Origin of the sequence: Dinoroseobacter sp. S124A, assembly GCF_049801015.1 — a bacterium.
Classification (GTDB): domain Bacteria; phylum Pseudomonadota; class Alphaproteobacteria; order Rhodobacterales; family Rhodobacteraceae; genus Dinoroseobacter.
This window is the reverse complement of record NZ_JBNAGD010000002.1, coordinates 26,162-45,125: the sequence shown is the minus strand read 5'-3', so window position 1 is coordinate 45,125 and position 18,964 is coordinate 26,162. Positions and strand designations below refer to the sequence as shown.

Below are 18,964 nucleotides of genomic sequence, written 5' to 3'. Positions count from 1 at the left end.
GGGGCATCTAGCGTTGGTTGCGAACCGGTGGCAAGGCGTCAGCCTTTCGCAGCCCGCCGATCGCGATGTGACGGGTCATCCTGACACAGCCGTGATCCAGCGCCCGCGCGAAAAAATCCCGCCGGGGGTTCAAAACTGTCCTGATCCTGCGCAAGCTGACCCAAGGGGGAGCGCGCCGCCGGACCAGAGGATCCCAAGATCCCGACCGCAGAGCGCTCTGGACATCAGGGAGGATGCACCGTGAAATCACTATTCGCTCTGGCCGCGACGGCGGCCCTGTCCCTTGGCGCGCAAAGTGCGACTGCCAAGGATCTCGCACTGGCCTATTTCATGGGGCCGACCCATCCGATGAACAAGGCGGTCTTCACGCCCTTTGCCGAGAAGCTCGCCGAGGTGTCGGGCGGGGCGCTCACGGTTTCGATGTTCCCGGGCGGCGCGCTGAACTCGGCCCCGCCCAAGCAGTACGCGATCCTGCTCGACGGGATCGCGGATGTCGCCTTTCACCTGCCGGGCTACACAGCACAGCTGTTCCCTGTGGCGACCTCGGTGACAACGCCGGGCATGTGCGCCGATGCGGTGGAATGCACCGAGGCCATGTGGCGCGCCTATGACCTGATCGAGAAGGAGTTCGACGCCAAGATCCTCGCGCTCTGGGCCAATGATCCGCAGGTGCTTTATACGCGGGACGCACCGGTCCGCACGCTGGAGGATATGAACGGGCTGGTGGTCCGCGTGACCTCGGCCCAGGACATTCCCTTCACCGAGGCGCTGGGGGCGAGTGCCGTCTCGCAGCCCGTGAGCGTGATCAACCAGAACCTTGCCAACGGGGTGGTGGATGCGGTCTCGATCGATCCTTCGGCCACCATGTCTTTCAAGATGCATGAGCCCGCGAATTACATGACCACGAACATCCCAGGCGCGGGCTCAGCCTTTGTGCTTTTGATGAACAAGACCGTCTATGGCGCTCTTTCCGAAGAAGAAAAAGGCTGGGTCGACGAGGCCTCGGGCAAGTGGCTGAGCCTTGAGGGCGGCAAGATGTACAAGGCCATTGCCCAGCGCGGCATCGATGTGGCCCGCGAGAACGGCGTCGAGATCATCGAGCTCAGCGACGACGAGCGCGCCCGCTGGGACGCCACCATCCAGCCCGCCATGGATGCCTGGCTTGCCAGCGAGGTCGGCCAGGGCAAGACCGGCGCCGAGATCACCGCGATCATGAAGGGCGATGACGGGTGAGCCCGCTTCCGGCCCCGCTCGGCACGGTTGAGCGGGGTCTGCAATGGGTCGCGGGGCTCTTTGCCCTGGCCGGGGGGCTGGCGCTGGCGGTGCTGGGCGCGGTCACGGGGGTGTCGGTCTTCTGGCGTTATGTGCTGCGCGATCCGATCTTCGGGATCGAGGATATCTCGACCATGGCCCTGACCGTGGTGGTGGCCGGAGCCGTGGCCTATGGCGCGGTGCACCAGTCCCATGTCAGCGTGAACGTCATCAAATATGCCGGTGGGCGCGGGCTGACGCGAGTGACGGATGTGGCCGCCCGGCTGGGCGGGATCGCGATCTGCAGCTTCGCGGCCTATGGCCTCGTAACCAAGGGGAGCTGCGGGATGCCCTGCGGGGCGATGACCTCCAATCTCGGGATCATCCACACGCCGTTTTATTACGGGCTGGCGGCGGCCATGGGGTTCTATGCGGTCCTTCTGGTGCTCCACCTGATCATCGGCCTGCTGCACTGGTCCGGCGCGGATCCGAACGAGATGCTGGACTAGGGCCGCCCCATGGACACGACCACCATCGCTCTTCTCGGCTTTCTCGCCCTGTTTGGCCTCCTGTTCATCCGGATGCCTGTGGGCACGGCGATGATGCTGGTCGGCGCGGGCGGGATCTATGCGATCCGGCCCCAAGCGAGCCTGCCGGTGGTCGCCGGAGAGATCTTTTCCGAGGCGTCGAATTACCCCCTGACCATCCTACCCCTCTTTATCCTGATGGGGAACCTCGCAGGGGTCTCGGGCATGTCGCGCGACCTCTATACGGCGGCTCATAGCTGGCTCGGGCATATGCGGGGCGGGCTGGCCTCGGCCACGATCGTGGGCTGCGCGGGATTCTCGGCGCTGTCGGGCTCGTCTCTGGCCGCCGCGGTTACCATGGGCCGCGTGAGCCTGCCCGAGATGCAGCGCTATCGCTACGATAACGGGCTGGCCACCGGCGCGATTGCCGCTGGTGGCACTCTGGGCATCCTGATCCCGCCCTCGGCGGGCTTTGTCGTCTATGCGATCCTGACCGAGGAAAGCATCGGGCGGCTCTTCATGGCCGGGGTGCTGCCGGGGCTGATGCTGACCGGGCTCTTCATCCTCGCGATCTGGCTCGTTGTGCTGCGCGACCCGAGCAAGGCCCCGCAAGCGACCGGCGCCGAGACCATGGCGGTCCGCCTCGCCGCCCTTGGGCGCGCGAGCTGGATCGTCGGGATAATCCTTCTGACCATTGGCGGGATCTATACCGGGGCTTTTTCTGCCGTCGAGGCCGCGGGGATCGGCGCGCTGCTGGCGCTGGGGGTGACGGTGCTACGCGGGCAACTGACCTGGCCCAACCTGCGCGAGGTGGTCACCAACACGCTGAAATCCACGGGCACGGTGTTCCTGATCCTGTTCGGCGCCTTTGTGTTCAAAACCTTCGTGGGCTTCACCGGCGTCACCTATGCCCTGACCCAATGGGTCGGCGCGCAGGGCTTCACGGCGATGCAGGTGGTGGTCGCGATCCTGCTGGCCTTTATCGTGCTGGGCACCTTCCTTGAGGGCTTCGCGATCCTCGTGCTGACCATTCCGCTGGTGCAGCCGATCCTGCAGAGCCTCGGCGTCGACCTGATCTGGTTCGGGGTCCTGATGGTGATCGTGCTGGAAATGGCGCTGATCTCGCCGCCAGTGGGGATCAATGTCTTCGTGGTCAAGGGCATCGCGCGGGAGGTGCCGCTGGGCACGATCTTTCGCGGGATCTGGCCCTTCTGGTTCGCCATGCTGGCGGCGGTCATCCTCGTGCTGCTGATCCCGGATCTCGCACTCCTGCTGCCGGACACGATGTTCGGCTAGCCGGTGAAGGCCACGTAGAACAGCCGCAGCGCCACCGCCCCCAGCATCAAGAGCACCAGCCGGTCGAACCCCGCAGGCGTGAGCGCGCGCGCGAGCCACGCGCCCAGCGGCATGAAGCCGAGGATCGGCAGCAAAGCAAAAATGCTCACCCCGAGAAGCGGCCAGCTCAGCAGCCCCGTGGCAAAGAGCATGGGCAACTGCACCGCCGCCATGGCGATGAAACAGGCCGAGATCGTCGCGATGAAGGCCGGGCGCGCCAGCCGCATGGCGTTGAGATAGCTCACCGAGACGGGCGCCGAGATCCCCGCCGCGCCCTGCAGCACCCCCGAGACCAGCGAGACCGGCCAGACGATCCGCTCTGCCGTCGCGAAGGCCAGCCGGAATTCGGGCCGCAAGAGGCGCAGGCCGATATAGGCCGCCACGCAGAGCGCCACGGTCAGCACCAGCCAACGCTCCGGCAGGCTCGCCAGCAAGAGCGTGCCGCCAATGCAGCCCAGCGCCGCCCCGCCGGCAAAGATCCACGGGAAGCTGCCCGGCAGGCGATGGGCCCGGAACTGCCAGAGCTGCCAGCAATTGGACAAAAGGTTCGGTGCGGCCATGACCATCACCGCAAGACGCACATCAAAGAAGGCGGCAATCACCGGGATGGCGGCCACGGGCGCGCCTGCGCCGGTAGCCCCCTTGACGATCCCGCCCATGGCCAGCGCGGTGAAGATGGCCAGAATGGCCAGCGGGTCCACCGCACCCATTGGGATCAGGCGGCCCCGAAGCGCGCGGCGTAGTCGCTCACCAGCAGATGGGTCGGGGCCTCATCCTCGTCGATCTCGGCAAAGCGCCCGATGGGCTCGCGAAAGATGTTGTCGGTCTCGTCATCATTGACCGTCGAGACCTCGCCGATCAGCACATCGCCCCCCTCGCCCCAGAAGGCATGCCAGTCCCCGGGCATCAGGGTCACGCTCTCGCCCGGCGCGAGCTTCAGCTTCTCGCCCGGGGCAAAGCTGCGTGTAACGCCGTCGCAGGCCACCTGCCCCCCGCGATCCTCGGCAAATCCGCCCGCATCATCCGACCCGAAAAGCTCCACCACCAGAGTGGCACCACCGCGATTGATGATATCCTCGGCCTTGAGCACATGGGTATGCATGGGCGACAGCTGATCCTGCCGCGAAATCAGAAGCTTCTCGGCATAGCACATGCCGCCCCCGCGCTGCAGGTCCGCCAGACGGCCATTGCGCAGGGTGAACAGGAACAGCCCCATCTCGTCAAAGCGCCCCGCGCCATAATCGGTGATATCCCAGCCGCAGCGCGCGTCGATCACATGGGCCGCGTCGCTGGCATTGGCCGCGAAGGCCTCAGGGGTCCAATAGGCGAAGGGCGGCAGGACGAAGCCATGCCGCCGGATGAAGGCATCGGCCTCTGCCATGATCTCGTTGATGCGCGACCGTTTCATGGGCTCCTCCGTCAAGCTGCCTTCGGCGTTCTCGGGCGGACCATGCGCGGGCCTGCGCGGGGTGTAAAGGGCTCAGCGCCGTCCCGGAAAGACCCCGAGCGTAATGCCCGCCGCCTCGAGCGCTGCGCGGGTGGCCCGGGCGATCCCAACGGCCTCGGCGGTGTCCCCATGCAGGCAGATGGTGTCGATCGGCGTGGGGATCTGCGCGCCACTGGCGGTGATGATCGCGCCCGCCTGCACCATCTCGACCATGCGTGCGCCTGCCTCAGCGGGGTCGTGGATCACCGCGCCGGGCAGACGGCGGTCGACCAGCGTGGCGTCGTCATTATAGGCCCGGTCGGCAAAGATCTCGGCCGCCCAGCGACAGCCCAGCGTCTGCACGGCCTCCTGCTGCGCGGTGGCGGCGAGCACCATGATGATCACATCCGGGTCTACCGCCAGCGCCCCCTCGTAGCAGGCTTGCGCCATGGCCGCGTCCTCGGAGGCCATATTGGCCAGCGCGCCGTGGAGCTTCACATGGCGCACGGTGCCGCCCACGCGCTGCGCCATGCCACGCGCCGCGCCCACCTGATAGGCCACGAGGTTGCGCAGGCTGTCATGGGGCATCTGCATCCGCCGCCGCCCGAAGCCCTGCAGGTCCGGAAAGCCCGGATGCGCCCCGATCCCGACCCCGCGTTCGGTCGCAAGCGCCATGGTCCGGGCCATCACATCCCAATCCCCCGCATGGGCGCCGCAGGCGATATTGGCCGATGTGATCGTTTCCAGCAGGGCGGCATCCTCGCCCATGGGCCAGGGGCCGAACCCCTCCCCCATATCGGCGTTGAGATCGACAGTCTGGGTCATGGGACCTCCCCGGCGGTGACGCCGCTAATGAGCTGGTAGGACAGAAGTTCCGCGATATCCGCCGGGTCGCGCAGGATCGGGCGCAGGCCGCGGGACAGGTCGCGCAGGCGCAGGGCCTCGGCGCGCTCGATGGCGATGGCCTCGGCGCGCGGGATCAGGGTCAGACGCAGGGGCGCACCGGGCGGGGCCTGCATCGCGCGCGGCAGATCCGCTGGGATCACGGTGGCGATCCGGGGATAGCCGCCGGTGGTCTGGGATTCGACGCCGAGGATATAGGGCGCGCCCTCGCCCGTGACCTGAATGTCGCCGGGCACGACGATCTCGGACAGGGCTGTCAGCCCGCCTTGGGCGAAAAAGCCCGGGCCCTTGTGGTCCAGCCGCACGCCCATGCGGTTGCCGCGCATGTCGCGGGTGAAGGCGGTCTGCGACAGGCGCAGCAGATCCGCCTCGGCAAAACGGTCGGATTGAAAGCTGCGCACGATCCGCAAACGGCCTCCGGCAAAGCGCTCCGGATCCGGCAGAACCTGTCCAACCGCCCCGCCCCCATCCGCGCCGAGCGGCAGCGTGTCCCCGGCGACCAGAAGCCTCCCGAGCCCCGCGACCAGATGGGTCGCACGCGAGCCGAGCCGTTGCGGCGTGTCGAACCCGCCGCCCACATGCAGGTAGCCATACACCCCCATCCGCGCGGCCCGGATGCTCAGCTCGGCCCCGGCGGGCAGGCGGTGACTGGCATTCCAGAGGATCGGCACCCCGTCCATTGTCGCCTGCATGGGCGCGCCGGTCAGCGCGATGCGGCAGTCCCGCGTGGCGCGAAACCGCCCGCCCCGCCCGGCCATCTCAAGCGCGGCGCGGCGCGGATCCTGCCCCAGCAAAACGCCCCCTTCGGCCAGCGCCCTCGGGTCGGCGGCCCCACCGGGCGAGAGCCCCTGCCCGATATAGCCGCGCCAGCCCGCATCCTGCAGGCTGAGCCCCGGGCCGGCCTCGAGGATCTCGAATTGCGCGATCATGACAGCGGCTCGCTGGTTGCGCCGCCAAGCCCGCTGGGATCGGCGTCGCACCGGTCCAGATAGGTCGCCTCATCCACCACCGGAAAGACCACCTCGTCGCCCGGGCGCAGGGCAAAGGGCTGCTCGGCCTCGGGCCGGTAGCCGCGAAAGGCCGTCTGGCCCACATGCCGCCAGCCCGTGGGGGCCGAGGTCGCAAAGAGCACGAATTGCCGGATCGCGAGGACCAGTGCGCCCACCGGCACGCGCGGCGTGAGCCCGGTCTGGCGCGGCAGGTCCCAAGCCTCGGGCAGCGTGCCGAGATAGGGCTGGCCCGGCGCAAACCCCAAGGTGAGCACCCGCACCCGCGCCGTGCTGAGCATCGCGACCGCCTCGTCCGGGGACAGGCCCGCCTGCACTGCAGCCTCCTCCAGCTGCGGAGCACGCGGCCCGCCGAACACACAAGGGATCTGCCAGAGCCTGCGCCCCTCCGGCGGGGCGGCGGCGTACCAGTCCCGCGCCGCCAGAAGCGCGCTCAGCCGCGCCTCCAGCGCGTCCGCATCCGCCGTCACCGGGTCAAACCGCACGAAACACGAAGCCAGCGTGCTGGAGGTTTCGGCCACCTCCGCCCAGCGCTCGGCCTCGAGGCTCGCGCGAAAGGCAAGTGCGGCGCGATTGGCGCGCTCGGTCAGGGTATCGCCAAAACTCACCAGCCAGCCGGTCACGCCCACGGGGCGAATGCAGGGCCAGTCGCTCACGCGGGCCTCCCGAGCAGGGCGCGCGCGGCGGCGAGGATGCTCTCGCGGCTGGGCAGGGTCGCGGCATAGGCGCGCCCGGTGGCAATGAAGCAATCCGTGGCGGTGTCGCGCGCGAGCCGCGCATCGGTCCGCTCGGCAAAGAGCGCCATAAGCCCCTCGGCCTGCCCGCCCGTGCGGCGGCATTCATCCACGATCAGGATGTGGGCGCAGTCCGCCACGGCCTCCAGCAGTGCGGCTTCGGGCAACGGCGCGAGCCAGCGCAGGTCGATGACCCGTGTGGCGATCCCGGCGGCCTCCAGCTCCGGCAGGGCCTGGCGGGACAGGTAATGCCCGTTGCCATAGGTGACGATCGCCAGATCGCGCCCGGTCCCGGTCACACCGATCTCCCCCAGGGCGATCCGCGCTCCGAGCTCCGGATAGGCGCGCATCCAGCCGCCATCCCCGGGGCTGTGCAGATCGCGCATCGGATAGAGCGCGATGGGCTCAACAAAGACCACCACGCGCTGCTCTTCGCGCGCCAGCCGCACGCATTCGCGCAACATCCGCGCCGCGTCATCGCCGGTCGACGGACAGGCGATCACCAGCCCCGGAATATCGCGCAGCACCGCCAGCGAGTTGTCGTTGTGGAAATGCCCGCCGAAACCTTTCTGATAGCCCAGCCCGGCGATGCGCAGCACCATCGGGTTCGTAAACTGGCCCTGGCTGAAGAAAGACAGCGTTGCCGCCTCGCCGCGCAGCTGGTCCTCGGCATTGTGCAGATAGGCGAGGAACTGGATCTCGGGGATCGGGGTGAAGCCGGTTTGTCCCAGCCCGATGGCCAGCCCGAGGATCGATTGCTCGTCAAGCAGCGTGTCGATCACCCGGTCCGCGCCAAACCGCGCCTGCAGCTTTTGCGTGACGCCATAGACCCCACCCTTGCGGCCCACATCCTCGCCCATCACGAGGGTTTCGGGATGGGCCAACATCAGATCCGTGAGCGCCCAGCTGATCAGCCGCGACATGGGCTGAGGGCTGTCCTGCCCCTTGAGGTCGCCCGCGAAACAGGCCGCCCGCGCCTCGGCGGACGGGGCGGCATGATCCGGCGCGGCCCGGCGCGGCGGCAGGAGCGAGGCGGCCACCGCCCCGGCATCGCCGAGGCTGGGTGCCTGCGCGGCCCGCCCGCTGAGCGCAGCGACCTCTGTGGTCACCTCGTCATACCGGGCCAGCGCCTCGGACGGCGCCAAGGCGCCCGCCCCCTGCAAGAGCCGCACGGAATGGAGCAGCGGATCATCCGCCTCCTCCCGCTCGACCTGCGCCTGCGGCAGATAGGTGGTGGGCAGATCCGCCCCCGCATGGCCATAGAGCCGCACCATGGTCAGGTGCAGGATCGCCGGTTTGCGCGTGCGCCGGACCCAGTCGGCGGCCTCGGCGGCCCTGGCGGCGGTCTCGCACAGATCCAGCCCATTGGCCGTGAAGTACCGCAGGCCGGGCCGCGCCGAGAGGCTCGCGGCGATCCAGCCCTTGGGCGTCGGGGTCGAGATCCCGATCCCGTTATCCTCGCAGACGAACAACAGCGGCAGCGGCACCGATTGGATCGCGGCCCAGCCGGCCGTGTTCAGCGCGCCTTGCGCCGTCGAATGGTTCACCGAGGCATCGCCGAAGGAACACATGGCAATCGCCGTATCGGGCACCAGCGGCCAGCCCGGCGCACGCCGCCGCGACAAGCCGATGCCATAGGCCGCCCCCACCGCCTTGGGCAGGTGGCTCGCAATGGTCGAGGTCTGTGGCGGGATCATCAGGGGGCGAGAGCCCAGCACCTTGTGTCGCCCGCCGCTGATCGGGTCCTCGGCGGCACAGGCAAAGCTGAGAAGCATATCCCGCGCGATCTCGTCCAGCGCCATGCCCGCCTGTTGCCCGCGCGCGATCTGGAAGGCCGCGTCGCGGTAGTGGAGAAAGGCGATATCATCCGCGCGCAGGGCATGGGCCACCGCCGCCATCCCCTCATGCCCGGAGGAGCCGATGGTGTAGAACCCCTGCCCCGCCTTCTGCATGGCCCGGCTCGTACGGTCGAGCGCTCGGCTCAGCACCTGCGCATCAAAGAGCCCGCGCAGCTCGCCCGGGCTCAGCCCCGCCGCAGGGTCCGCACCCGCTGGCAGGTCCTCCGCCGCCACACGGCGACGGAAATTCTCATGTACGATCTCGGCCCGGTCCATGGCGTGGTCTGCTCGCGCCGCGGCGCGCCCTCTCTCCTGCCGGGCCAGACTGCCTGCCTCCGCAGGCAGTTGCAATCAGCAGAATTCAGACCGCGCCCTTGGCCATGCGCTCGGCGAGCACATCGCGCAGGTCCAGCATCTCCTTGCGGTGGATCGAGACATAGACAAAGCCCAGATTCGAGCGCGGTTCGATCATGTCACCGGGAAAGGGCAGATAGGTCAGCTCGCGCGACCCGAAGGAGGGTGAGGCCGTTCCCACCTGCCATTCGGTGGTGAGCTGCACATCCACCAGCTTGAGCGGCGCGCCCCCGTCCCGGTCCGGGATCTCGCGCGGGATCCCGTTCAGGGTGAGATAGGCCGCCTTGTCCTGGGCTGCCTGAAAGCTGCTGATGAACTCGGTGGCGAGCGCCTGGATATCCTCTTCGGGGCGGTCCTCATGGGGATGGCTGTGCAGGTGCCGCGCCGGGCGGGCATTGTGATCCCCCCGCACATGGTCGTGGTCCTGCGCATGGTGGTGATGTCCATGACTATGCCCGTGCGCATGATCATGGCCATGGTCGTGGTCATGGTCGTGATCATGTGGCATTGGACCACCGCTTTCCTTCGAACTCCCCGGCGGGGATGGTGACCGGCTTGTCGATATGGCGCTTGTGCTTGCCGAGCGTGCCCGCCGAAACCATGGCCCCCAGAACATCGACGATCACCCGCGTGCCCATCAGGGCCGTGATGTCCGAGGTGTCATAGGGCGGGCTGACCTCGACCAGCTCCATCCCGCAAATCCCCTCAGCCGCAACCTTGGAGGCCAGCGCCAGCGCCTCGCGCGGCAGGAAGCCGCCGGGCTCGGGCCAGCCGGTGCCGGGCACGAAGCCGCAATCGATGCTGTCGATGTCGAAGGACATGTAGACCATGTCCACCCCGTCCCACGCCATCTCGAGCGCCATCTCCGCGGTCTTGTCGACGCCCATCCGCTCCATATCCGACATGGTGATGATGTTGGTCTCGCGCTCGCGGGCGACTTTCACAGCCTCGCGGGGCACCTGCCAGCCGCCGATGCCCACCTGAACGAGGTTCTTGGCCGGGACATTGGGCATGTTCGTGGCATGGAACCACGGGGTGGTGTGCATCCGCTCGTCGAGATCTTTTTCCTGAATGTCCGCATGGCGGTCGAAATGGACGATCCCGATCTTCTTGGAGGTGCAGTCCGCAATCCCGCGCACGCAGGGAAACCCGATCGAATGGTCGCCCCCGATCATGATCGGCAAGGAGCCTGATGAGGCCACATGGCTGACGGCCCGGGTGATCTGGTCGAAGGATTTCTCGAGATTGGCCGGGATGGTGAACACGTCCCCCGCATCGCAAAGTGTCATCTGCTCGCGCAGATCCACGCCCAGCTCGTAATTGTAAGGCGTGTAAAGCGCCGAGATCTTGCGCACGCCCTGGGGCCCGAAGCGCGTGCCGGGCCGATACGTGGTGCCGCCGTCAAAGGGAATACCGAGCACGGTGGCATCGTAATGCTGCACCTCCGCGACATCCTCGGCATAGGGCGCCTTGAGAAAGGTGTTGATGCCCGCGTAATGGGGCAGCTCGCCCCGGGCAAAGGTCGGGATCGACTTGTCCTCGATGCTGTCCGCCCCGGTCAGACCCATCTTCAGCGCCCAGCGCCGCTCCTCGTCCCAGCGCCCCTCGGGCAGGTCCGCCTCGGCCTTCATCGCCTTCCAGCCCTGAAGCCGGCTCAGATCCGGATGGTGATAACGCCGCGCGTCATGGCGCTGATCCGCCGGGTGGTGAGAGCGCGTGCGCGCCTCAGGTGCGATGAGCATGAGATCCTCCAGTCTCGGTATCCGAGATGTCTTGCAGTCGTGGTTAGGTCGTAAGGTCCGCAGCGCCCGGGTCGGACGGCGCGGGGGTGGGTGGGCGGGCCGTGACGTCCGGGCCGGGCGCTGCGGACCCGAGCCCGCTCTGAAACGGGATCCCGCCATCGCGGGCCTCGAAGTCATAGGTGATGGTGGCGCCGAACGCCTCTGGATCATGGGGGTCCCAGCGCGGCTTGTCGAACACCCAGACCCGGTCGCCCAGCTTGAACCCCTCTTCCAGATCATGGGTCACCATGAACACGGTCATGTTGGTCTCGGCCCGCAACTCCATCAAGAAGGCATGCATCTGCAGCCGCGTCCCCGGATCAAGCGCCCCGAAAGGCTCATCCAGCAACAGGATCCGGGGCCGTGCCGCCAGCGCCTGCCCGATGGCCAGCCGCTGCTGCATCCCGCCCGACAGGGTCGCGGGATAGTTCTGCGCCACATGGGCCAGCCCGATCCGGTCCAAAGCCTCATCCGCGCGCGCCCCGGCGGCCCGCTTGGCCCCGGGCGACAGGATCCCGAAGAGGTTCGCCCCCAGCCCCTCGGCAGCGATCAGGTTCTCACGCACGGTCATATGCGGAAACACGGAATAGCGCTGAAACACGATTCCCCGGCTCTGGGTCGGCTCCCCCGCGAGCGGCTCGCCATCCACATAGATCTCGCCGCGCGTCGGCTGCTCCTGATCGAGCAGCAAGCGCAGAAAGGTCGACTTTCCGCAGCCCGACGCCCCGACGATCGAGATGAACTCCCCCTCATCGGCGGTGATGTTGATCCGTTCCAGAATGGGCCGCTGGCCATAGCTCTGGAACAGGTTCTCGGCGCGCACGAAACTCATAAGGACGCCTCCATCCACGGGTAAAGCCGCCGCGACAGAGTCTTGAGTGCATAATCGATCGCGAAGGCCAGGATGGTGATCCAGACCACGTAGACAAGGATCACATCCATCGCCAGAAAGCGCCGCACGAGAAAGATCCGGTAGCCCAGCCCATCCTCCGAGGCAATCGCCTCCGCCGCGATCAGGAACAGCCATGCGGGCCCGAGCGACAGACGCACCGCCTGAATGAGGCGCGGCATGATCTGCGGCAGGGCCACCCGGATCGCGATGGCCAGCGACGAGGCCCCCAGGGTCTGGGCCTTGATGATCTGCTCGCTCGGCAGCTCCAGCGTGCGCGCCGACATGTCCCGGATCAGAAACGGCGTGATCCCGATCACGATCAGCGCGACCTTGCTGACCTCGCCAAGGCCGAAAACGATAAACAGGATGGGCAGGATCGCCAGCGGCGGCACCATGGAAACCACGGCCACAAACCCTGCGAGCGTGGCCCGCATATAGGGCAGCAACCCAATCGCAAGCCCCGCCATCAACCCGATGAACGAGGCGATGCCCACGCCGAGCCCGAGCCGCGTCAGGCTCGACCACGTGTCTTTCCAGAACAGGATCTCGCCGGTGCGCCGGCTGCCCTCGCTCACCAACCGCTCTGCGGTCGCGCTCAGGGTCGAAAGCGCCGGCAAAAGCTTGTCCTGCGGGTTCACCGCAAGCCGCGCATCCGAGCCCATCTTATAGGCCAGAAGGATGCCCAGAAACGGCAGCAGCAGCAAAAACAGCGCCAGCACCCGTCCGGGTTTTCGATTGATCAGCCGCATGGGACCTCCTCACCGGGGTCTGGCCGGGCGCGCACGGCGCCCGACCAGGGGTCGGATCGCTCAGAGCGCGCCGTCCGCGGCCATCTGCATATAGGTCGTGTCAAAGCGGAACTGGACATTGCCCGCATCGCCCGTAGTCGACCCGTCCGGATAGGCCACGCCCACGAAATCCGCACTCGGCGCGCCCTCGCCCAGAATGCCCTTGTCGAACAGGAACTCCGCCACATTCACCATGGTCTCGGGCAACTCGGCACTGGTGGTGAAGGCGACCGCATCGGCGGGGGTATAGAACATCTCCGTGGACGCCAGCTGCGCCTTGTACCCGGCCAGATCCGTGCCCGAGGCCTCGGCCATGGCCGTCAGCGCGGCCTCATCTCCGGACGCCATGAGCCCCATCACCTCGTACCATGCCCCGACCAGCGCCTTGCCGAAATCCGGGTTCGCCTCCAGCGTGTCGGTATTCACCACCATCAGGTCGATGATTTCACCGGGGATGTCCGAGCTGTCGAAAAGCTTGGTGGCCCCCGGCTCCTCCAGAATGGTCGAGACCAGCGGGTTCCAAGTGACGACCGCCTCCACATCATCCGTGGCAAAGGCCGCGATCATATCCGCGTCGGAGGTGTTGATCACCCCGTCCAGATCCGCCTCGCTCAGCCCCACGGAATCGAGCCCCCGCGCCAGCAGGTAATGGCTGACCGACAGCTCCACGAGGTTCACCGGCTTGCCCGCCAGATCCGCGAGGCCGCCCTCGCCCTTGAGGATCACCGCGTCATTCCCGTTGGAGTAGTCCCCGACGATCAGCGCCGTGGTATCGACCCCGCCGCCCGAGGGAATGGACAGCGTATCCATATTGGTCGCCGACACCCCGTCAAAGGCCCCCGCCGTGTATTGGTTGATCGACTCGACATAATCGTTGATCTGCACGATCTCGACATCGATGCCGTATTTCTCGGCCCATTTGTCCATGATGCCCGAGTCCTCAAGATAGCCCCATGGCATCCAGCCCACATAGATCGACCAGGCGACCCGGAACTCGGATTTCTCCATCGCGGAGGCCGGCGCGGCGAGGGCCAGACCCAGTGCGGTGGTCAAAAGCGCTGTCTTGAGCGTGACTGTCTTGAGCATCAAATTTCCCCATTCTCTGTTCTGTCCAAATGGAAAATCGGTCCGCTGACAGAACTAGAGATGAGGCGCGGGCGAACCGACGCAGTAATCTCCCGGGATTTTGGCCCGCCGTGTACCCTTGCGGAATTTGCCGCCTGGGCGGTGCTTCTCGGACCAGCCTTCACGCGCTGCGCGCAAAGCGGAACCCTAAGCCCCCTGCACCTGAAAGCGTAGAAAGCCCGAGGCGTTCGGCAAACAGCGAAGGCGTGGAATTCCCGACATGCCGGGGCAACGCCTAATTTCTAGGCGCAAAAACGGTGCGCCTGATGCATTTCACGGCGCGCGATGCAGGGCTGTTTGGGCGATGAAGGACGGTGCCGCGCGAAACGCCTCGAAGACGCGAGCCCTACCCGTCAGATCACCCCAAGGATGATAAGCACTTTTTATCAGACAGATAAGGGACAAAGCTAATGTATTGACTGAGAAAGCCCCGGCTCAGTCCGGCGCAACCCCGAGCGACGCGCGAGAAATGATCTCGGTCTGCAACCGGACCGGCGCCCCGGGTTTGGCCCCGCCCAGCAGCGCGCTCAGGACTTGCGCCGCCTGCTTGCCCATCTGCCGATGCGGGACATGCACCGTGGTCAGTGGAGGGGTCACGATCCCGGCAATCTCGATATCGTCGAACCCGGTGATCGAAATGTCCCCCGGCACCGAGCGGCCCATGCTTTGCGCCTGCCCCATGGCGCCAACGGCCAGAACATCATTGCCGCACATCACCGCCGTGGTCCCCGGGGCGCGCTCCAGCAGCGACTTCATCGCGGCGGCCCCGTTCTCGATGGAGTACGGCGTTTCGATCAGGACGATCTCATCGGGCGAAAGCCCCACCTCGCGCGCCGCGTCCCACACCCCCGAGACACGGTCGCGCGCCCGGTCATTGGGCGCAAGCGGGGCGGTGATGATGGCCACCTCGCGATGGCCCAGATCGAAGACCTGCCGGGCCAGCGCCTGCATCGCCTGGCGGTTGTCAAAGCCGATCGCGGGATGCTGCGCGGCCTCGTCAAAGGCCCAAGCCACGACATAGGGCACGGAACGCTGATCCAGCAGCTCATAGACCCGCGCCGCCCGCTCGAACCCGATCAGCAGCAACGCATCCGCCCCGCGCGCCAGCAGCGTGCGGATCTGCTCTTCTTCCAGATCCGGCCGATAGGACGAGCTTGCCACCAGCAGGGTCAGGCCATGACCCGCCAACTCCTCCTGAAAGGCCTGCAGGCCCCGGGCGAAGATCGCGTTTTCCATGGTCGGGATGATGGCGCCGATCGTGTTGGTGCGTTTGGCCGCCAAAGCCCGCGCGCCGAAATTCGGCGCATAGCCCAGCTTGTCGACCACGGCCAGAACCCGGTCGCGGGTCTCTTTCACCACGCGCTGGGGCGAGTTGAGACAGCGCGACACGGTCGCCGTCGAGACCCCTGCCGCCTGCGCCACGTCCTGCAAGGTCGGGGCATCGCTTGCGGCCTTACGCGCCGGGGGCTTCTGCCTTTGGCGTTCTGTCATGATCCTCCCAACCGCGCTGCAGCCGCCATTCTATCGCGCGGCTTCTACGGTCTGTGCGCCACCCTACCCGCAGAGCGGGCGCGGGAAAAGAACCTTGTCCGAGATCAATGTATGCGCTTGCCTGCCGGTATGTAAGCGCTTACATTGATTTCGAATCGAAGCGCTGGGAGGTCGAGTCGATGGCATTAATCGTCGCAATCATTTTGTTCGGGCTTTACGTGGGCAACGTCGTTCTCGGCGCTGTTTCAGGTGCCCCGATCCTCGATGACGTTCAGGAAATGGTGCTGCTCTTTGCGGCCGCCATCGCCTTCACCGCTGCCATTCTGCAGCGCGAAGCCGCCGAACAGAACAGACAAGACAAGAATCCATAAGGGAGGAAGACTATGGATCGTGACATGAAAGAAATCGCCTCGGTCGAGCGCAGGAACTTTCTGAAACTGGCGAGCACGGGCAGCTTCACCGCTGCGCTTGTGGCCGGTGCCGGGGGGCTTTTGTGGTCTGATGCGGCCGTGGCCCAAAGCGCGCGCGAAGAGCGTGAGCGCGAAGCGGCTGCCGATCACACCATGACGCTGGCCACCGCCTATGTGCTCGGCGCGTCGCGCAGCTATCCGATCATGCAGCTCGACCTGAAGGAAAACATCCAGAACGCCACCAACGGCAAGGTCTATGTCAAGCTCGCCCCGGGCGGGCAGCTCGGCGCGGGCGGCGCACTGGTGCAGGCGGTTCAGGGCGGCACGATCCAGTGTGCACAGCACTCCCTGTCCAACTTCGCGCCCTATGCGAGCGCGGCTGACCTGATCAACATGCCGTATTTCTGTGGCTCCAACCAGAAATTCACCAACCTGGTGAGCTCGGACGCCTGGAAGACCGAGGTCCACCCCAAGGTCGAGGCCGCAGGCTTCAAGGCGCTGTTCTATGTCGTGATCGACCCCCGCGTTGTCGCCATGCGCGCCGGTGGGGCCGGTCCGGTCCTGACGCCGGGCGATCTGGACGGGGTGAAATTCCGCGTGCCGGGATCTGCCATGCTGCAGCAGTATTACCGTCTGGTCGGCGCGAACCCGACGCCGGTGGCCTGGGGCGAAACCCCCTCGGCGATCAAGCAGGGCGTGGCCGATGCGCTCGATCCGTCGGTTGGTGCGCTTTACGTGTTCGGCTTTGCCGACATTCTCAGCCACGTGACCTTCACCCAGGCGGTGCCGGACAGCCAGGTCTTCTCGATGAACCTCGAATGGTTCAACTCCCTGCCTGCCGATGTGCAGGAAGGCATCGAGTTTGCCGGCGAGATGACCACGCATCAGAACCTCGCCAAGGTGCCCTCTGCGCGCGCCTACGCGATGTCCGAGCTGACCAAGGCCGGTGTCCAGTTCCACTCGCTGAACGACGACCAGCTGGCCGAATGGCAAGAGGCAGGCGGCTACCAGCGTTCCGAATGGGACCAGTTCAAGGTCGAGCTTGCCGGCTCCATGGAGACCTTCGACAAGCTGGCCGAAGCCGCAGAAACAAGAGGAAAGTACTACGTACACGACGCGTAACTCACGGAAGACCATTCGGGACCGGCGCCTTGGCGCGCCGGTCCCTCACAACCGTTTCAAAAAAGCACGGACCAGCCCGAACCAGGGCAGGGCCCTATTGGGGTCGGGGAGGGACTCATGCAAAATATCTTGAAAGCGATAGACAAGAACGGGGAGAGATGGGCGCTGCTTTTGTTCTACGTGATGCTCGTCGCCACCATGTTCATCGAGGTGCTGCGGCGTGAAATCATGTCCTACTCCTCGATCTGGGGAGAAGAGATTGTCCGTTATTCCTTTATCTACCTCGCCTGGATCGGCTGCGCCGCAGCAGTGAAGGAGCGCGGCCATATCCGCATCGACGTGATCATGCAGTATGCGGGCCGCAAGGTGAAAACCCTGCTCTATATCTTTGGCGATCTGGTCATGTTCGTGGTCGCGATCATCGCGCTCTACTGGTCCTTCGAAACCGTCCTCGTCTCGGCCAAGTTCGGCTCGGTCACCCCGGGTCTGCGGATCAGCCAGGTCTGGTTCCTGATGGCTGTGCCCATCGGCTTCACCCTCGTCATTTTCCGCCTCGTGCAGTCCTTGCGGCGAGATGTGAGCGACCTTCGTGCGGGACGTCCCGTTTACGAAGGCGACAAGCTGTTTGACTGAGAGGACCGGATAAATGCTTTGGCAACAAATGGAACAATCCGTGATCCTGGGCTGGGATTTCTATGGCCCCGTGATCATGTTCGTCGTCCTCGTGGCACTGGCCGTTCCGGTCTGGGCCGCCATCGGCGCCTCCGCGATCCTCATGCTGGTCTGGTCGGGCGCCCTGCCCCTCAGCCTTGTGGGCGAACGCCTCTTTTCCGGGATCGACGCCTTCGCGCTGACGGCGGTTCCGCTCTTCATCCTGACGGGGGATGCGCTGGTCCGGACGGGCCTGTCGCGCAAATTCCTCGACGTGGCAGAAGCGCTCACGCAATTCGCCAAGGGCGGCTTCGGTTCGGCCACGGTGCTGGTCTGCGGGATGTTCGCGGCCATCTCGGGCTCTGACGCGGCGGGTGCTGCGGCGGTGGGCCGGATGACCATCGACCGCCTCGTCGAGAGCGGCTACCCCCGGCCCTATGCCTGTGCGCTGGTGGCGGCGGGTGCCTGTACCGGGATCCTGATCCCGCCCTCGATCGCCTATATCATCATCGGCCTCGTGCTGGGGATATCGGCCTCCACCCTGTTCCTCGCAGCGGTGATCCCGGGGCTCGCGATCCTGGTCTCGATCCTGGTGACCAATATCATCATGAACCGGCTCAACGGCTGGGAAGGTGGCGGCAATATCAGTGCGGGTGAGTATTTCTCGCGCCTCGGCAAGGCCCTGAAATCCGGCTGGTACGCCTTCATCGTGCCCGGCATCATCTTCTACGGGATCTTCTCGGGGCGTCTGACCCCGACCGAGGCCGGGGCCACGGCGGTCGTCGTGACCATCCTGATGGGCTTCATCCTCGGCACCCTGAAGCTGAGCGATTTCCCGGCCATGCTGGTCAGCTCGGCCAAGGTCAACGGTGTGATCCTGCCGATCATCGCCTTCTCGGTGCCGCTCGCCGAAGCGCTGGCGATCATCGGGGTGCCGCAAGGCTTCGTCGCAGTGGCCACGGGCCTGAGCGAAGAGCCCTGGGTGCTGATCCTGCTGATGGTGGGGATCCTCGTGGCCGCAGGCTGCGTGATGGAGACCACGCCGAACATCGTGATCCTCGCACCGATCCTGCTGCCGCTGGCCGAAGAGATCGGGATGAACGAGATCCAGTTCTGCATCATGATGATCACCGCCCTCGGCGTCGGGTTCATCACGCCACCGCTGGGACTGAACCTCTTCGTGGTCTCGGGCATAACGGGGGAGTCGATCTTGAAAATTGCCTATCGCGCCGTCCCGTTTGTGTTCTTCATGCTCATCGTGACGCTGATGATTGCCTATATCCCGGCGATTTCCACAGCGCTCCTTCCAGATATCTTCAAGTAGGACTG

The 18,964-nt window shown here is 66.1% G+C and carries 19 protein-coding genes and 1 riboswitch; of the genes, 7 read left to right on the top strand and 12 right to left on the bottom strand.

Annotated elements, in window-relative coordinates; genetic code table 11:
- The first annotated feature begins 240 nt into the window (after positions 1-240).
- Genes ACP15I_RS04940 through ACP15I_RS04930 form a run of 3 tightly spaced genes read left to right on the top strand, consistent with a single transcriptional unit; the run spans position 241 to position 3,074 of the window.
- Positions 241-1,233, top strand: a complete 993-nt coding sequence (locus tag ACP15I_RS04940) for a TRAP transporter substrate-binding protein (RefSeq protein WP_424974155.1) — start codon at positions 241-243, stop codon at positions 1,231-1,233.
- Positions 1,230-1,760, top strand: coding sequence for a TRAP transporter small permease (locus ACP15I_RS04935; protein WP_424974154.1), 531 nt, complete (start codon positions 1,230-1,232; stop codon positions 1,758-1,760). The genes ACP15I_RS04940 and ACP15I_RS04935 overlap by 4 nt, the downstream gene beginning before the upstream one ends.
- A 9-nt stretch (positions 1,761-1,769) precedes the next feature.
- Positions 1,770-3,074: a TRAP transporter large permease gene (locus tag ACP15I_RS04930; RefSeq protein ID WP_424974153.1), complete on the top strand. Its 1,305-nt coding sequence runs from the start codon at positions 1,770-1,772 to the stop codon at positions 3,072-3,074.
- On the opposite strand, the gene ACP15I_RS04925 is transcribed toward ACP15I_RS04930, so the two are convergent.
- The 12 genes from ACP15I_RS04925 to ACP15I_RS04870 form a co-directional block, all read right to left on the bottom strand.
- Positions 3,071-3,814, bottom strand: coding sequence for a TSUP family transporter (locus tag ACP15I_RS04925; protein ID WP_424974152.1), 744 nt, complete (start codon positions 3,812-3,814; stop codon positions 3,071-3,073). The two genes, ACP15I_RS04930 and ACP15I_RS04925, sit on opposite strands and share 4 nt — an antisense overlap.
- Positions 3,815-3,828: 14 nt before the next feature.
- Positions 3,829-4,521 (bottom strand): D-lyxose/D-mannose family sugar isomerase, encoded by a 693-nt coding sequence (locus ACP15I_RS04920; protein WP_424968301.1) that lies wholly within the window; start codon positions 4,519-4,521, stop codon positions 3,829-3,831.
- Positions 4,522-4,593: 72 nt separating this feature from the next.
- A complete protein-coding gene (locus ACP15I_RS04915; RefSeq protein ID WP_424974151.1) occupies positions 4,594-5,364 on the bottom strand; it encodes a LamB/YcsF family protein in 771 nt (256 codons plus the stop codon).
- The gene (locus ACP15I_RS04910; RefSeq protein WP_424974150.1) at positions 5,361-6,371 is read right to left on the bottom strand and encodes a biotin-dependent carboxyltransferase family protein; all 1,011 of its coding nucleotides are present in this window, start codon (positions 6,369-6,371) and stop codon (positions 5,361-5,363) included. Before ACP15I_RS04910 ends, ACP15I_RS04915 begins: the two co-directional genes overlap by 4 nt.
- Positions 6,368-7,105: a 5-oxoprolinase subunit B family protein gene (locus ACP15I_RS04905; protein ID WP_424974149.1), complete on the bottom strand. Its 738-nt coding sequence runs from the start codon at positions 7,103-7,105 to the stop codon at positions 6,368-6,370. The genes ACP15I_RS04910 and ACP15I_RS04905 overlap by 4 nt, the downstream gene beginning before the upstream one ends.
- Entirely contained in the window at positions 7,102-9,297 is a 2,196-nt protein-coding gene (locus tag ACP15I_RS04900; protein ID WP_424974148.1) for a thiamine pyrophosphate-dependent enzyme, read from the bottom strand. Before ACP15I_RS04900 ends, ACP15I_RS04905 begins: the two co-directional genes overlap by 4 nt.
- A gap of 85 nt (positions 9,298-9,382) precedes the next feature.
- Positions 9,383-9,883: a hypothetical protein gene (locus ACP15I_RS04895; protein ID WP_424974147.1), complete on the bottom strand. Its 501-nt coding sequence runs from the start codon at positions 9,881-9,883 to the stop codon at positions 9,383-9,385.
- The gene (locus ACP15I_RS04890) at positions 9,873-11,117 is read right to left on the bottom strand and encodes an agmatinase family protein (RefSeq protein WP_424968295.1); all 1,245 of its coding nucleotides are present in this window, start codon (positions 11,115-11,117) and stop codon (positions 9,873-9,875) included. Before ACP15I_RS04890 ends, ACP15I_RS04895 begins: the two co-directional genes overlap by 11 nt.
- A 43-nt stretch (positions 11,118-11,160) precedes the next feature.
- The gene (locus tag ACP15I_RS04885) at positions 11,161-11,988 is read right to left on the bottom strand and encodes an ABC transporter ATP-binding protein (RefSeq protein WP_424968294.1); all 828 of its coding nucleotides are present in this window, start codon (positions 11,986-11,988) and stop codon (positions 11,161-11,163) included.
- The gene (locus tag ACP15I_RS04880) at positions 11,985-12,797 is read right to left on the bottom strand and encodes an ABC transporter permease (RefSeq protein WP_424974146.1); all 813 of its coding nucleotides are present in this window, start codon (positions 12,795-12,797) and stop codon (positions 11,985-11,987) included. Before ACP15I_RS04880 ends, ACP15I_RS04885 begins: the two co-directional genes overlap by 4 nt.
- A 60-nt stretch (positions 12,798-12,857) precedes the next feature.
- Entirely contained in the window at positions 12,858-13,922 is a 1,065-nt protein-coding gene (locus ACP15I_RS04875) for a putative urea ABC transporter substrate-binding protein (RefSeq protein WP_424974145.1), read from the bottom strand.
- Between the two features lie 87 nt (positions 13,923-14,009).
- Positions 14,010-14,123, bottom strand: a riboswitch (guanidine-I (ykkC/yxkD leader).
- A 273-nt stretch (positions 14,124-14,396) separates the two neighbouring features.
- On the bottom strand, positions 14,397-15,452 hold the full coding sequence (locus ACP15I_RS04870; protein ID WP_424968291.1) for a LacI family DNA-binding transcriptional regulator: 1,056 nt from the start codon (positions 15,450-15,452) through the stop codon (positions 14,397-14,399).
- A gap of 179 nt (positions 15,453-15,631) precedes the next feature.
- Here ACP15I_RS04870 and ACP15I_RS04865 point away from each other — a divergent pair, with 179 nt between their 5' ends.
- The 4 genes from ACP15I_RS04865 (at position 15,632) to ACP15I_RS04850 (ending at position 18,959) form a co-directional block, all read left to right on the top strand.
- On the top strand, positions 15,632-15,823 hold the full coding sequence (locus ACP15I_RS04865) for a hypothetical protein (RefSeq protein WP_424968290.1): 192 nt from the start codon (positions 15,632-15,634) through the stop codon (positions 15,821-15,823).
- Positions 15,824-15,835: 12 nt separating this feature from the next.
- Positions 15,836-16,984 (top strand): TRAP transporter substrate-binding protein, encoded by a 1,149-nt coding sequence (locus tag ACP15I_RS04860; protein ID WP_424974144.1) that lies wholly within the window; start codon positions 15,836-15,838, stop codon positions 16,982-16,984.
- Positions 16,985-17,101: 117 nt separating this feature from the next.
- A complete protein-coding gene (locus ACP15I_RS04855; RefSeq protein WP_424974143.1) occupies positions 17,102-17,617 on the top strand; it encodes a TRAP transporter small permease in 516 nt (171 codons plus the stop codon).
- A 13-nt stretch (positions 17,618-17,630) separates the two neighbouring features.
- Positions 17,631-18,959 (top strand): TRAP transporter large permease, encoded by a 1,329-nt coding sequence (locus tag ACP15I_RS04850; RefSeq protein ID WP_424974141.1) that lies wholly within the window; start codon positions 17,631-17,633, stop codon positions 18,957-18,959.
- Positions 18,960-18,964: the final 5 nt, after the last annotated feature.